This window comes from Pedobacter glucosidilyticus DSM 23534 (assembly GCF_000425145.1).
Lineage (GTDB): Bacteria > Bacteroidota > Bacteroidia > Sphingobacteriales > Sphingobacteriaceae > Pseudopedobacter > Pseudopedobacter glucosidilyticus.
Map to the genome: position 1 here is coordinate 85,703 of NZ_KE384312.1, position 15,910 is coordinate 101,612.

The window sequence follows — 15,910 nt, forward strand, 5'->3', positions numbered from 1 at the left end:
TCCGGCTTTTTTGATTATAATTTTGTAGCCCGGTTTAACCTATCATTTATGGTAATGCCTAGGTTAATATCAGGGAATTTCTCTACGATAATGACATCCAGCTCTTGCTGGTCTAAAATATGCATGGCTTTATAAAGATTCTTAGCAGCTTCTTTCATATCTCCATTTATAGATAATACTTCTTGATGCACAATATCTTTACCTATTGCTTTATCCTTAAACATCATTACACCAATTCTTTTACCTTCAAATTCTGTAAGTGATTTAGAAATATCCTCGGTTAAATAAGTTCTTGTTTTAGGGGCATAATGCTTAGAAAGCATGCCAGGTGCTTGTGGGTTAGCATTATTAAGCGTATTGGTTTTAACCCGACCTACTAAAGCCTCTATATCTTCTATCGCCAAAGAACCATGACGATACAAAATGGGCTCATCGTTTTCAAACCCAATAATGGTAGATTCTATTCCTTTTTGACAAGGACCGCCGTCTAAAATTACGGGTAAAGTATCATGAAAATAATTGTAAACATGCTGTGCTGTAGACGGGCTGATACAGCCAAAAGGATTAGCACTTGGCGCTGCTAATGGAAAATCTAATTCTTTTAATAAAGCGATGGTTAAAGTATGGTCTGGCATCCTAACAGCAACGGTATCTTTACCTGCGGTAACCATATCAGGTACGATAGCTTGTTTTTTTAAAACCAGTGTTAATGGGCCAGGCCAAAAATTCTGCGCTAGTGTTAATGCTAAAGGAGGTATATCTCTAGCAACTTTGCTTAAAAAATCTATTGAAGGAATATGAACAATTAAGGGATTATAATGTGGCCTTTGCTTTAAATCAAATATTTTTTTTACAGCAGTATCACTAAAAGCATTTCCGGCCAAACCGTAAACAGTTTCGGTAGGGATAGCAATTAAATCATCATTTTCAAGTGCCTCTTTTGCTTTGCTTATGTCTGTTGTTAGCATCTGCTAGCTCAATTAAAACGCAAAAATGATGATTTAATATGATTTATCCTTATTTAATTTATGATATAGTGTTAAAACAATTTATGGTTGTCCGCCTTCCCACAATCTTACATTTCTCCATTTGGTTTGCATATTGGTAACGCCGTCAAATTCGCCATCTTGCTCTCTACCATACACACCAAATTTCATGTAGTTCATAAATTCTTTACCATCTTTTAAGGTTTCTCCATCCTTAAATCTAAATTTTTCTACGCCATCCACATAAACAATTACGGCATCGCCAACATCTTCCTGTAAATGGATAACATTTATCCTTACTTCTTTATTGTTGATGTTAGTTGCAATTACTTTATTGCCAGATGAAGGCATTTTGGTATCAAACGTAACTTCTAAAGAGCCACCTTTGCGGTTTCCAAAACCTCTGATTTGCATTTGTGTAGCACCTTCTGCACTACCAAAAAGCTGAAAAACTGCTTGCTTGTCTAATTGACCATTCATAGTTAAATAACCCTCAAATTGTCTGGAGCCTGTTCTATAATTATCGTGGATTCTTATCTCAGATCTATTTCCAGGAAATTTAACCAACGTAAAGGTATGTGTATTTAGAGCTGGATTCCAGTGATAATGCGTGGTAACATCGGCAGATAATGAGGGTAGTTCTTTGCCATCTTTATCTGCAAAAGCAGCAGTTCTAGGCCAGCTAAAAGGAGTATTATCTCCTGATGGTTTCTTAAAATTTTCTAATTGTATTTTAAATCGCCCTTCTTCTCTTTTGGTAATTTCCGTCCAATTTTTACCAATTTGAGCATAAGCATATAAATAGCCAAAGCTTAGTGTAACTAAAAATAAAAGTGTTTTTTTCATAATTGTTGTACGATGAACAAAAAGCCCATAAAGGGCTTTTGTACGTTTTATAAGTTAATAATTTGATGTAGGGCACTACTTAGTTTTTTTGCAAAACATTAAAACTGGTTTGGTTAAACTCTTTTTTATAGCTCAATGGACTAAGCCCTGTTATTTGCTTAAAATATTTGTGGAAGCTAGCAAAATTGTTAAATCCACTTTCATAACATAGCTCTTTAATGGAAAGATTGTTTTCCATGAGTAATTTACAAGCCTGTCCAACCTTTACTTCCAATAAAAACTGCGAATAAGTTTTTCTTGTTCTTGATTTAAAATATCGGCAAAAAGAATTTGGACTGATATGAGCTATTTCTGCTATTTCCTCTAATTGTATTTTCTTGCGGAAATTGGCTAGTGTGTACTCATATATTAAAGTCATCCTATCGTTTTCATGCTCTTCAAGCTCATTATGATAACCAATAGAAGATAAAGTGCTAATTTGTTGAGATTGAGCTATAGTCAGCAAGGTTTCCATTAAAATCATGATTCTTTCTGGACCTTCAGTATAGAGTAGTTTTTCTAAACATTCTGCTACTTTAACTCTGGTTTTACCTTTAATTTGGATACCTCTCTTAGCTTTCTCAAATAAAGTTCTGAAGATTTTATTCTCAGGCAGATTTAAAAAAGCTTCGCCCCAAAAATTCTCATTAAAATGTACTACTCTTGACTCTGCCGTTAGTTTTGGGCTTTCATGTGAATACAAATCATCATATCTCCAATAATGTGGTAAATTAGAGCCTACAAGCACTATATCTCCCGGGCCAAACCTTTTAATGCTGTCGCCAATAAACTGAGTTCCTTTACCCGCTCTAAAATGAATAAGTTCTAATTCTGGATGATAATGCCATCTGTTGTTGATGTTTGGGACTAAGTCTTGCCTCACACTAAAAGAATGTACAGGACCAGAGGTCACTTTTAAAAGTTGTGGTTTCATTGGTTTAATTTTTGGTTGACACAATTATAAGTCAACACAAGGCCGCAAACAATGCCTCTAAAACCTGTTATCAGTTTGCATGTTCTTTAAAGTTAATTTAAATTTACTTTTTAATAATTACATTAAAATATTATTTATAAAGGTATTTTTTAGTAAAAATTAATTCTTTTTTAGACATAATTTTTCATTTATATCATCGTAATCGATTTCGTAAAAACTATATAGTTTTACCCATATTTTTAATCGTTTTCTTTTGCTTCACCACGTTTAATGAAGTTATATTGCCAATAGTACTGCATAAATTGCTAATTAGGCATAACCTAATGTTTATATTAAAAGGTAGCTTTGTTATTCATCCTAAATTATATAGAGTTTAAATTTCATCAAAAAGGTACAACAGATGTTTTTTCTGCTTGCCTCAAACAGAGAGTTAAGTTATGAAGCGCCATATATTTTTCATTATCCAGATTACAAGTTTTATAATCTTTTCATCCTTTAAGAGTGAACATCCCAAACCAGTAAAGTCAAGTAAAGTATTGCCAGATCAGAACAACGCGGGCTTAACATTGCCTAAAGGCTTTGGCGCTTTAGTAGTAGCAGAGAATTTAGGTAAAGCCAGACATTTAACCGTTACCCCAAAAGGTGATATTTATGTAAAATTAAGCAAGGTTTTAAACGAAAAAACCATTTATCATTTAAAAGATAATAATGGCGACGGTAAAATTGATGAGCAAATTGGTTTTGGAGATTATATAGGAACTGGAATTTTTTTGAAGAATGATTATTTGTATGCCAGTTCAGACGAAGGGATTTTTAGATACAAGCTCAACCAAAATTATGAAGTTATAGCGCCAGATAAGCCAGAAAAACTGGTAACGGGTTTAATCAATCAGAGGCAGCATAATACCAAATCCATTGTTCTAGATAATGATAACAACATCTATGTAAACATCGGCTCACCATCAAACTCTTGCCAATACCAAAATAGAGCAAGAGGCTCTATGGGGATTCCAAATTGCCCTATCTTGGATTCTGCCGGTGGAATATGGCAATTTAAAGCCGACAAACTAAATCAATCTTACAAAGAAGGTGTAAGGTATGCCACGGGTTTACGTAATGTAATGGGTTTAGATTGGAATCCTGAAAACAATACGCTATTTGTGATGCAGCATGGCAGAGATAACTTAAGCAGTATTTTTCCTGAACTTTATGATGATAAAGCTAATGCCGAGTTACCTGCTGAATGTATGTTTATGATTAAAAAAGGCGATCATGCTGGGTGGCCTTACAGTTATTATGACCCTATCCAAAAAAAGAAAATACTAGCGCCAGAATATGGTGGTGATGGTAAAAAAGAAGCCGATCCTACTTTTATAGATCCTGTAGTGGCTTTTCCTGCGCATCTTGCTCCTAATGCACTGCTGTTTTATACCGGTAATCAGTTTCCAGAGAGATATAAGCATGGAGCTTTTGTAGCTTTTCACGGCTCTTGGAACCGAGCTCCTTTAAAGCAAGAAGGTTTTTTTGTGGCTTTTGTACCTTTTAAAAATGGAAAACCTACCGGCGATTGGGAAATTTTTGCCAATGGTTTTGCCGGAACACCAGAAGTAATGTCCAGCAGTCAGGCAAAATACCGCCCCTGCGGATTGGCACAAGGGCCAGACGGGTCATTATATGTAAGTGAAGACAAAAAAGGAACAATTTTTAGAATTATATATGACGGTAAATAAGTTAATAGCCAGTGTAATACTGGTTTTGGTAATGTCAGTTTCGGTTTTTGCACAAACTAAGCCTAAAGCACCAGTTAAGAAGGTAGTAACTAAAGCAGCTCCGGTAGCAGCTGGTATGCAAAACGCTATCAATAACGGAAAGGTAGTTTACACGCAATATTGTGCGGTTTGCCATCAAGCAGATGGTTTAGGTGTGTCAGGTTTAAACCCACCTTTAAGTAAAACAGTTTATGTTTTAGGAGACCAAACCAGGCTCATAAATATTGTACTAAAAGGTTTAAGCGAAGGTGTAGAGATTGATGGAGAAACTTATGCTAATGTAATGCCTGCTATGGCTTTTTTAACCGATCAACAAGTTGCCGATGTACTCACTTATGTGAGAAACAGCTTTCAAAATAAAGCAAGTGCCATTACTGCAGCTCAGGTAAAAACTGTTAGAGCAGCTAGTAAAAAATAATTTAGTTAAACTATATGAAAACAGTATTATTTGTTAAAATTCTCCGGAATTACAAGCTATGGTTTGTTTTTACGCTTTTTGTTTTAGCATTAGCTTGTAAAAAGAAAGAAGTGGCTAAGAAAGAAGAACCTACTCCACCACCAGTGGAAGAGCCTCCGGTAACTCCGCCTCCCACGCCACCGGCTAACAATACTGCTTTAGTGTATACTGATGTTAGTGGTAAACTAGCATATAATACTTTTGCAAACCAGGGCGAAACCGATAAAATTAATACAGTACCAGATTTTTCTAATGCGGGTTACAAAGGCGGAGGTGTTGCTATTCCTACGGCTCCAGTGGTAAGAACCCTGTCTGCACAACTAGGTGATAATAGAGCCAGAATTCAGCAAGTGATAAATGAAGTTGAAGCTTTACCAGTGGATGCAAATGGTTTTAGAGGGGCTATTTTGCTAAATGCGGGTACTTATGATGTTGGAGATTCTTTAGTTATAAGAGCCAGTGGGGTTGTATTAAGAGGCGTTGGACAAGGCGCATCTGGTACAATTTTAAGAGCAACTAAGAGACTGATTGGTAGTACCCTGATAAGGGTACAGGGAAGTGGTTCTAATTTGGGTGAAGTAACAAGCTCTAGAAGATTAATTTCTGATAATTATGTTCCCACAGGTGCTAAATCATTTAATTTAGAAAACACCAATGGCTTAACGGTTGGTAGTAGAGTTTTGGTTACTAGAACCCCTAACCAAGCATGGATAGATTTGTTAGATATGACACAATACGGATGGACACCAAGTAGATATGTGATGTCTTATGAACGTGTTATAACCGCTATAAGCGGAAATAATATCACCATAAATGCACCCATTGTAGACCCTATACAAAGCCGTTATGGCGGTGGTAGAGTTGGTATACATTCCGTTTCTGGTAAAATTCAAAATTCTGGTGTAGAAAATATGCGTTTAGTTTCTGTCTTTGAAAACGATAACGACGAACAACATGCCTGGTACGGAGTAAAACTTCTTAGAGCAGAAAACTGTTGGGTTAAAGATGTTACAGCACAATTTTTTGGCTATGCTTGTGTATCTATAGAAGAGAGCTCTGTATATAACACTGTTCAAGATTGTGCTATGCTTGATCCTAAATCTCAAACAACAGGAGGGAGAAAATACTCTTTTAACATAGCAGGAACCTCACCTTTTAATCTATTTCAACGTTGTTTTTCAAGAGGTGGAAGGCACTGTTATGTAACAGGTTCTACAGTACCTGGGCCAAACGTATTCTTAGATTGTGTTGCAGTAGAAACTACATCAGACATTGGGCCGCACCATAGATGGAGTACAGGATTATTATTTGATAATGTTTTTGGTGGGCAAATCAGGGTACAAAATAGAGGTGCGAGTGGCTCAGGTCATGGATGGGCAGGTGCTCAAACCATGTTTTGGAATTGCAGGTCAACCCGGGCAGATATCATGGTACAAAGTCCGGCAGCAGCCAGAAATTGGGGTGTTGGTAATATTGCCCTAACTTTTGCAGGTAATGGCTATTTTGAAAGTAACAATATCCATGTACAGCCTAGAAGTTTGTATCTTACCCAGTTAAAAGATAGGTTAGGCGATGCCGCTGTAAATAATGTCACCATTCCAGCACAAAGAATGGGCAGTATATCATCTCAGCTACAAACTTGGGCGGGCGAAGGGCCATTTAACCCATAACTTTTATTAATCATTAATTAAACTAAAATCGTACGCTTTGTTAAAGAAAAATATCATTTGGCTAGTTCTTGTAGTTCTAGGTTTACAAAATTCAGTAATTGCTCAACAAAAAATAAGATTAAATGATAACTGGGAGTTCCTAAAACAAGATTTAGGAGGTATCTGGGAAGCCGTTAGACCAGTGGGGGCTGGTAATCCAGAAAGTGTGCCGCTATGGGAAAAAGTAAATTTGCCACATTGTGTTAATGCAGAAGATGCGGTAGACCCTGATATGAATTATTATCAAGGACCATCTTGGTACAGAACTTTAATAGAGGTGAAAAATCCTTATCAAACAGGAAGAACTTTATTACATTTTGAAGGTGCTGGGCAAAAGACCGATGTTTATATCTATCAAACAAAAGTGGGTTCACATGTTGGTGGATATGATGAATTTACCGTTGATATTACCGATGCTGTATCCGCTTTCCAAAAGACCGATGTTTATCAAAAACAGTTCAAAGGTAAAATACCTTTGTCTATCCGCACAGATAATTCTCGCGATTTAGAGCTTATTCCATCTGATTTATCTGATTTTAACCTTTACGGAGGCATCTATCGTTACTTAAATTTGGTTTATAAGCCATCCCTTTCGGTTGATAAAGTTTTCGCTTTAGCCACGGTAGATAAAGAAGGTAAAAATGCTTCCCTAAACATAAAAGCAAGGTTTTATAACCCTAAAGGTGCTAGCAACGCAGAGGTAGAACTTAAGTTAATATCACCCTCAGGTAAAGTTATCAATACACAAAAAAAGCAAATTCAGTTAACGGGTAATGATGTAGAAATTGCTAATATAAAAGTAGCTAAAGCCGAGCTTTGGTCTACGGATAAACCAACACTTTATACCGTTGAATTAAATGTTAAAACTGCTGATGGTGTAGATAAACATCAAGAAAAAATAGGATTTAGACATTTTGAATTTGTAGAGAAAGGGCCGTTTTTATTAAACGGAAAGCGTTTGCTATTGCAAGGTACACACCGTCATGAAGACCATGCCGGAGTTGCAGCCGCCATGACAGATGAAATGATGCGTACCGAAATGAAAATGATGAAAGATATGGGTGTCAATTTCATCCGTTTAGGTCATTATCAGCAATCTAGAACCATCTTAAACTTATGTGATAGCCTAGGAATGGTGGTTTGGGAAGAAATTCCTTGGTGTCGTGGGGGCTTAGGTGGCGATGTTTATAAACAACAAGCTCGTAGAATGCTCACTAACATGATTGAGCAGCATTATAATCATCCATCTATAATCATTTGGGGTTTAGGTAATGAGAACGATTGGCCTGGAGATTTTCCGGAATTTGATAAAGAGAAAATCAGAGTATTTATGAAAGAGTTGCATGATCTTTCACATGCTTTAGACCCAACCCGTAAAACAGCCATCAGAAGATGCGATTTCTGTAAAGATATTGTTGATGTTTACTCGCCTTCTATCTGGGCCGGCTGGTATCGCGGTATTTATACAGAATATAAGCAAGTTTCTGAAGAAGAATTTAAGAAAGTTAAACACTTTTTACATGTAGAGTGGGGTGGCGATGGTCATGCTCGCCGTCATTCCGAAAACCCAGATAACGCTTTACGTAAAGTTAAAACTGGCGTTGGCGCCGATGAAAGAGCCGGAGATGCTTCTTTAATTGGTGGTGCTAGTAGAGTTTCTAAAGATGGTGATTGGAGCGAATCTTACATCGTAAACTTGGTTGATTGGCATTTAAAAGAACAAGAAACCATGCCTTGGCTAACAGGTACTGCACAATGGCCTTTCAAAGATTTTTCTACCCCGGTAAGGCCCGATAACCCTGTACCTTACATGAACCAAAAAGGAGTTGTAGAAAGAGATTTTACCAAAAAAGAGGTTTTTTATGTTTACCAGTCTTACTGGACGAAAAAGCCTATGGTACATATTTACGGCCACACTTGGCCAGTACGTTGGGGTGCAGCCGGAGAAGAAAAAATGATTAAAGTTTTCTCTAATTGCGATGAAGCAGAATTATTTGTAAACGGTAAAAGCCAAGGGATTAAAAAGCGTAACAGTCAGGATTTTCCAGCGGCAGGTTTACGTTGGAATGTAGTGCCAAATGCAGGTAAAAACATAGTAAAAGTAATTGCCAAGAAAGGTAAAACTGTTTTAGAAGACGAGATTACTTTTGAATACGAAACCAGACAATGGGGAGCTCCAGCAAAATTAGAAGTAAGCAAAATTGCTGAAGAAAATGGTAAAGCTACTATAGAAGTAAAACTTAAAGATGCTAATGGCGTAACTTGTTTAGATGCTAGAAACTGGGTACGTTTTTCTTTAGCCGGAGATGGCGAATTGATAGATAATCAAGGAACTTCTACAGGCTCTAGATATGTGCAGTTCTACAATGGCCGAGCTTTAATAAGTGTTAAAACCAATAGTGGCAAAAATACCATTGCAGTTAAATCAGAAGGTGTACCTTCAGAAATGTTAACTTTATAAGATGAAGAAATACATCTCCTTATTGCTTTTAATGGCTTTTTCTAAATTAAGTTTTAGTCAAACTGGTTTAGATAAAACCTTAAAACTTTGGTATAATAAGCCAGCCGCCAATTGGAATGAAGCTTTACCTATTGGTAATGGACGCTTAGGAGCTATGATTTTTGGCGGTCCTGCTAAAGAGCAATTACAGCTTAATGAAGAAACGGTTTGGTCTGGTGGCCCTAATAACAATGTAACTGCCGAGTCTGGGAAAGCCATTCCTGCTGTAAGAAAACTCTTAGCAGAAGGTAAAATTGTAGAAGCGCAGGCTTTGGCCGATGTTGAACTCATGCCTAAAAAAAATAGCGGCATGATGTATCAACCTGTTGGAGATTTATTTTTAGATTTTCCGGGGCATGAGCAAGTTCAAGACTATTACCGCGATTTGAATATCGAAAAGGCCGTAGCAACTGTTACCTATAAACTAAAAGGTGTGAGCTATAAAAGAGAGATTTTCTCTTCGTTTTTAGACCAAGCCATCATTGTTAGGCTAACCGCTAGCGAGGCAGGTAAAATTACTTTCAATGCTTCTTTAACATCTCCTTTAGAGGGAGAGCAAAAAGTAGCTAATCAAAAACTTATCCTAAGCGGAACATCATCAGACCACGAAGGGGAAAAAGGCCAAGTAAAGTTTGAAACCCAAGTTAAGGTACTTACCAGCGGGGGTACAGTCCAGCTTGCAGAAAACCAATGGAAAGTTAAAAATGCCAACTCAGCTACTATTTATATCTCTATTGCTACCAATTTTATCAATTATAAAGATGTATCAGGTAATGCATCCGCGAAAGCGAGTGCTTATTTAAATAAGGCTGTACAGGTAAGTTATCCTCAAGCATTAGCTAAACATATTCAGTTTTATCAGCAATATTTTAACCGTGTAAAATTAGATTTAGGCGTTAATGATGCTGTTAAGAAGCCAACTAACTTAAGAATTTATGAATTTGCTAAAAGTAACGACCCGCATTTAGCAGCGCTTTATTTCCAGTTTGGTAGGTATTTGTTAATATCAAGTTCGCAACCGGGTACACAGCCAGCTAATTTACAGGGTATCTGGAATGCTCAGGTTAATCCATCTTGGGATAGTAAATATACCATCAACATCAACACAGAAATGAATTATTGGCCTGCCGAGCTTACCAATTTAACCGAACTGCATGAGCCATTGTTTAAATTAATTAAGGATATTTCTGTAACAGGAAAAGAAACTGCCCAATTGATGTATGGCGCTAAAGGTTGGGTAGCGCATCATAACACAGATATTTGGAGAATTACAGGTCCGGTTGATAGGCCTTATGCAGGTTTATGGCCTATGGGAGGCACTTGGCTGAGTCAGCATCTTTGGGATAGATATGAGTTTACCGGAGACGTTAATTTTTTAAAAGAACATTATCCGATATTAAAAAGTGCTTGCGAATTTTACTTAGATGTTTTGCAAGAAGAGCCTAAAAATAAATGGCTGGTAGTATCGCCATCAAACTCGCCAGAAAATACACAAGTGGCTAAGCAAAGAGTTTCTATAACAGCAGGCGCAACTATGGATAATCAACTTTTGTTTGATTTGTTTAGAAAGACCATAAAGGCAGCTGAAATTTTAGGCGTTGATGCTGATTTTGCTAAACAATTGGCCGCTACACAAGCCCGATTAGCACCTATGCAAATTGGTAAACATAGCCAATTACAAGAGTGGATGTGGGATTTAGATCGCCCAGATGATAAACATCGTCATGTATCTCATCTTTACGGTTTGTACCCTAGTAATCAAATATCTCCATACAAAACTCCAGAACTATTTGATGCAGCTAGAACTTCTTTATTGTACCGTGGCGACCCGGCAACAGGCTGGTCTATGGGTTGGAAAGTAAATTTATGGGCTAGGTTTTTAGATGGAAATCATGCTTACAAATTAATAACAGACCAATTACGATTGGTAGATCCAGCTATGCCAATGAGTGTTACCGGAGGGGGTACTTACCCTAATATGTTTGATGCACATCCACCATTCCAAATAGATGGAAATTTTGGTTGTACGGCAGGTATCGCAGAAATGCTTTTGCAATCTCATGATGGAGCGATACACATCTTACCTGCTTTGCCTGATAACTGGCCAAGCGGTAGCGTAAAAGGCTTAAAAGCCAGAGGTGGTTTTGAGGTAGATATTGTTTGGAAAAATAAAAAACTAACCTCTTTAACCGTAAAATCTTCTTTAAACGGTAATTGTAGGTTAAGAATTAATGAAGATTTAATAGCTGTTATCCCGCAAAGCTTAAAACCTGCTCAAGGCTTAAATGCTAATACTTTTTACGAAGTTCCAGAAGTTAAGAAACCAATAATAGCTGCGGAGGCTAAAATAAATCCGGTGGGTATAAAAGCATCAAAAGAATTTGATATAGATGCTAAACCGGGTAAAACTTATGCTTTTAATTTTTAAAATGATGATGTTGAAACGTTTTTTGTTGATAGCTGCAACAGGCTTAACCGCTCATGTGGTTATTGCTCAAGAGAACTCAAATAAATTGTGGTACCAAAGTCCAGCCCGAGTTTGGGAAGAGGCTTTACCCTTAGGCAACGCCAAAACCGGAGCAATGGTGTTTGGTAACATTAGCAAAGAGCGTTTACAACTCAATAATAATACTTTATGGTCTGGTTATCCAAACCCGGGTAATAATCCTAAAGGGGTAGCAGCTTTACCTATGGTAAGGCAAGCTATCGTTACTGAAGATTATGGTAAAGCAACAGATATTTGGAAAAAGAACTTACAAGGACCTTATTCTGCCCGTTATCTCACCATGGCAGATTTATATCTGGATTTTAACTTTAAAGATTCTACAGCTACCACTTACAGAAGAGAGTTAGATATTAGCAAAGCCATCCATAAGGTTACTTATAAAGTAGCGGGAGTTACTTATACCAGAGAAACTTTTATTAGCCATCCCGATAAGGTTTTACTCATACGTATTACTGCCGATAAGCCCAATGCTATTAGTTTCAATACAGAGTTACATAGCAAACTAAAATATGTTACAAAGGCAAATGCTGCCAACTATTTAGTATTAAAAGGTAAAGCGCCTAAGCATGTAGCTCATAGAAGCACAGAACCAGAGCAGATTGTTTATGATGAAAAGGAAGGGATGACTTTTGAAGTTCATCTAAAAATTAAAACAGAAGGTGGTTCGGTTAAATCATTGCAAAATCAATTACAGGTGAGTAAAGCAAATGCAGTAACCATTTACCTTACCGATGCTACTAGTTATAATGGTTTTGATAAATCGCCGGGTTTAGAGGGTAAAAATCCAGTTATACAGGCACAAGCAGACATGAATAAAGCTTTTGTAAAGTCTTATGCTGCCATGAAACAGTTGCATGTAACAGATCATCAAAAACTGTTTAATCGTGTAAGTTTTACTTTAAAAAGCAATCCAGATTTAGATAAATTACCAACTAATATCCGTTTGCAAAGACAAGGTATTAGCGGTAACGACCAAGGCTTACAAGCTTTATATTTTCAGTTCGGAAGGTATTTGATGATAGCCGGCTCGAGACCGGGCTCTTTACCTACCAATTTGCAAGGTATCTGGAATGATTTAGTACAACCACCTTGGGGTAGTAATTATACAGCTAACATCAATACACAAATGAATTATTGGCCAGCAGAAAATGGAAATCTTTCTGAATTACACCATCCTTTATTTGATTTTATGGGGAGATTAGCCATCAATGGAAAAGAAACTCTTAAAACTAATTACGGTATTAATGAAGGTTGGACAGTACATCACAACACAGATATATGGGCTAAAACATCGCCAACAGGCGGGTACGATTGGGACCCTCGAGGTACACCACGTTGGTCTGCCTGGGCAATGGGAAGTCCTTGGTTTTGTATGCACTTATATGACCATTATTTGTATACTGGGGATGTTAATTTCTTAAGAAATAAAGCTTATCCTTTAATGAAAGGGGCAGCACAGTTTTTATTGAATTGGTTACAAGAAGATGCTAACGGACAGTTGGTTACCAATCCATCAACCTCACCGGAGAACGTATTTAAAATTGACGGTAAAGAGTACGAGATGAGCATGGCTACCACCATGGATATGAGTATTACCAAAGAGTTTTTTGCAGCTTTTTTAAATACATCTAAGGTTTTAAATGTTGATGCTGCTTTAAGAGTTCGGGTAGAAAATGCTTATCAAAAATTATATCCTTACAAAATAGGCAAACACGGCCAGTTGCAAGAATGGTTTAAAGATTGGGATGATCCGGAAGATAAACACCGACATATTTCTCATTTATTTGGCTTATTTCCGGGTAACCATATCACCCTACAAAATACACCAGAATTGGCAGCCGCTTCCAAGCAATCTCTTATCCACCGTGGTGATATCAGTACTGGTTGGTCTATGGCTTGGAAAATCAATTGGTGGGCAAGGTTACAAGACGGAAATAAAGCTTTGGAGATATTAAAAGCCGGTTTAACTGAAATAGATCCGGTACAAAAGAAAGAAAACGGGGCAGGGGCTAATGCTCAGTTGAGTAATTTTCAAACGAGTGGTGGCGGTACTTATCCTAATCTTTTTGATGCGCATCCACCTTTTCAGATTGATGGTAATTTTGGGGCAACAGCAGGTGTTATAGAAATGTTAATGCAAAGCCATACCGATGCTATAAGTTTACTGCCAGCATTGCCTAAAGAATGGGCAAAAGGTGCTATCAAAGGGATTAAAGCAAGAGGAAATTTTACTGTAGATATCTCTTGGGATAAAGGTCAGCTAACACAAGCTACTCTAATATCTCATTTAGGAGGCAACTGTCGTTTAACTACCAAAATACCTGTTAAAGTTATTGGGGTAGTTAGTAAAGCAGCATCGGGTAAAAACCCAAATCCTTTATATTATCATTTTGATGATGTTAAATATGATAAAGTAGCACAAGCTAAACTGCCAGATTTAAATACCAATAAAGAATTTACCATAGATTTTAATACCCAAAAGGGTATGAAATATATTATTATGCCTTTATAGCAGACTTTTATGTTTGTGTAACAATCTTATAGGATGTTAATTCAGCTTATTTTTAAGGTAATTGATGTGATTTTTATACCATAAAAATGCTGTTTATTTGGTATAACCATAATAACCAATTTTATTACATGAAATTATATCCTGTAAAGGTCTTGTTGCTGGTAGCAATGACCACCACGCTTCTTTTTGCGTTTTCCAGTGCTACATGGCAGTCTAAGTTTTTAAAAGTTAATGCCGATGGCAGTATTACCTATTTTCCTGATGAACAAGGTAATACCATTCCAGATTTTAGTCGAGTAGGCTATCATCATGGAGATAAAGCTATTCCTGATGTTAAAGTTGTAAAAACACTTACAGCACCAACATCTGGCGATAGCGAAAAACTGATACAACAAGCTATTGATGAAGTGGCAAAACTTAAGCCTAATAGTATGGGACATCGTGGTGTAATTTTGCTCAAAAAAGGAACTTATAAAATACCCGGCGTTATTAAAATTAATGCAAGTGGTATAGTGTTAAGAGGCGAAAAGGGAACTGTATTAGTGGCGTCAGGAAAAGTAAAAAGAAACCTAATTGTGGTTGCTGGTGCTGGTGATGTCAAAGAAGTTAATGGCACAAGGGTAAAAATTGCTGATGATTATGTTCCTGTTGGTGCTAAATCTTTTAAAGTGAAATCTGCTAAAGCTTATCAGGTTGGAGATGATATTATTGTATACAGGCCAGCTACAGAAAAATGGATTGCTGATTTGAAAATGGATAAAATAGTTCCCAAATCAGACACCAGACAGTGGGATACCAAAACTTATAACTTCCCGTTTGAACGTAAAATAACCAAAATAGAAGGCAATACGATATTTATAGATAATCCTATTGTGATGGCTATGGAAGCGCAATATGGTGGTGGCGAAGTTTATAAATATACTTTTACAGGAAGAATTAAAGAAGTAGGTATAGAAAACCTACAGATAGAGTCAGAGTATGCCAATGATACCGATGAAGAGCATGGCTGGATAGCCTTACAATTTAATAAAGTTGAGAATGCTTGGGCTAGAAACATCGTTTCTAAATATTTTGGATACTCTTGCGTGAGCTTAGAAAGAGGGGCCAAGAAAGTTACTGTAATTGATTCTAAATGCTTAGATGGGAAATCGCAAATAACTGGTGGAAGACGTTATTCTTTTAATAATGTAGGGCAGCAAAACCTCTTCATGAATTTGGAAACCACCGAAGGTAGGCATGATTATGTGACAGCAGCACAAGTTTTAGGGCCAAATGTATTTTACAATTGCAAAGCATCTAAAACCCATTCTGATATTGGTCCGCACCACCGTTGGACAATGGGTACTCTTTACGATAACGTTGTAACAGACGGGCAAATAAATGTTCAAGACAGAGGTAACTCGGGTACAGGACATGGTTGGGCAGGTGTAAACCAAGTGTTTTGGAATTGCCGAGCGAAAGAAATAACCTTACAAAACCCTTATGTAAGTGGTAAAAACTATGCTATTGGTGTCATAGCAGAAAAAAGAATCAATACCAAACTTGGCGACCGTCCGGATGGTGAGTGGGAAGGACAAAATAAAGAAGGCTTGCAGCCAAGCTCTTTGTACATAGCGCAATTAAATGCTCGTAAAAATTTAAAGTAATATTTC

10 protein-coding genes are annotated in these 15,910 nt (G+C 37.0%); 7 read left to right on the forward strand and 3 right to left on the reverse strand.

All coding sequences use genetic code 11. The features are described 5' to 3' along the window. Positions 1 to 14 precede the first annotated feature (14 nt). From H510_RS0114960 to H510_RS0114970, 3 genes are all read right to left on the reverse strand, one after another. Complete coding sequence (locus tag H510_RS0114960) at positions 15 to 968, reverse strand: L-threonylcarbamoyladenylate synthase (RefSeq protein WP_026905052.1); 954 nt, start codon at positions 966 to 968, stop codon at positions 15 to 17. Between the two features lie 81 nt (positions 969 to 1,049). Then, positions 1,050 to 1,832 (reverse strand): polysaccharide lyase family protein, encoded by a 783-nt coding sequence (locus H510_RS0114965; RefSeq protein ID WP_026905053.1) that lies wholly within the window; start codon positions 1,830 to 1,832, stop codon positions 1,050 to 1,052. Positions 1,833 to 1,911: 79 nt separating this feature from the next. After that, the gene (locus tag H510_RS0114970; RefSeq protein WP_026905054.1) at positions 1,912 to 2,805 is read right to left on the reverse strand and encodes an AraC family transcriptional regulator; all 894 of its coding nucleotides are present in this window, start codon (positions 2,803 to 2,805) and stop codon (positions 1,912 to 1,914) included. A gap of 437 nt (positions 2,806 to 3,242) precedes the next feature. Between H510_RS0114970 and H510_RS0114975 the strand changes: the two genes are divergently transcribed. The 7 genes from H510_RS0114975 to H510_RS0115005 all read left to right on the forward strand — a co-directional run bounded on the left by H510_RS0114975 (position 3,243) and on the right by H510_RS0115005 (position 15,904). After that, positions 3,243 to 4,535, forward strand: a complete 1,293-nt coding sequence (locus tag H510_RS0114975; RefSeq protein ID WP_026905055.1) for a PQQ-dependent sugar dehydrogenase — start codon at positions 3,243 to 3,245, stop codon at positions 4,533 to 4,535. Beyond that, the gene (locus H510_RS0114980) at positions 4,522 to 4,992 is read left to right on the forward strand and encodes a c-type cytochrome (RefSeq protein ID WP_026905056.1); all 471 of its coding nucleotides are present in this window, start codon (positions 4,522 to 4,524) and stop codon (positions 4,990 to 4,992) included. The genes H510_RS0114975 and H510_RS0114980 overlap by 14 nt, the downstream gene beginning before the upstream one ends. A 14-nt stretch (positions 4,993 to 5,006) precedes the next feature. Then, positions 5,007 to 6,701 (forward strand): hypothetical protein, encoded by a 1,695-nt coding sequence (locus tag H510_RS19090; protein WP_051291288.1) that lies wholly within the window; start codon positions 5,007 to 5,009, stop codon positions 6,699 to 6,701. A gap of 37 nt (positions 6,702 to 6,738) precedes the next feature. Next, positions 6,739 to 9,201 (forward strand): glycoside hydrolase family 2, encoded by a 2,463-nt coding sequence (locus H510_RS0114990; protein WP_026905057.1) that lies wholly within the window; start codon positions 6,739 to 6,741, stop codon positions 9,199 to 9,201. 1 nt (position 9,202) lies between these two features. Further along, positions 9,203 to 11,668, forward strand: a complete 2,466-nt coding sequence (locus tag H510_RS0114995) for a glycoside hydrolase family 95 protein (protein ID WP_026905058.1) — start codon at positions 9,203 to 9,205, stop codon at positions 11,666 to 11,668. Further along, the gene (locus H510_RS0115000; protein ID WP_245584845.1) at positions 11,652 to 14,258 is read left to right on the forward strand and encodes a glycoside hydrolase family 95 protein; all 2,607 of its coding nucleotides are present in this window, start codon (positions 11,652 to 11,654) and stop codon (positions 14,256 to 14,258) included. Before H510_RS0114995 ends, H510_RS0115000 begins: the two co-directional genes overlap by 17 nt. Positions 14,259 to 14,386: 128 nt before the next feature. Next, positions 14,387 to 15,904 (forward strand): hypothetical protein, encoded by a 1,518-nt coding sequence (locus H510_RS0115005; RefSeq protein WP_026905060.1) that lies wholly within the window; start codon positions 14,387 to 14,389, stop codon positions 15,902 to 15,904. The last annotated feature ends 6 nt before the right edge of the window (positions 15,905 to 15,910 follow it).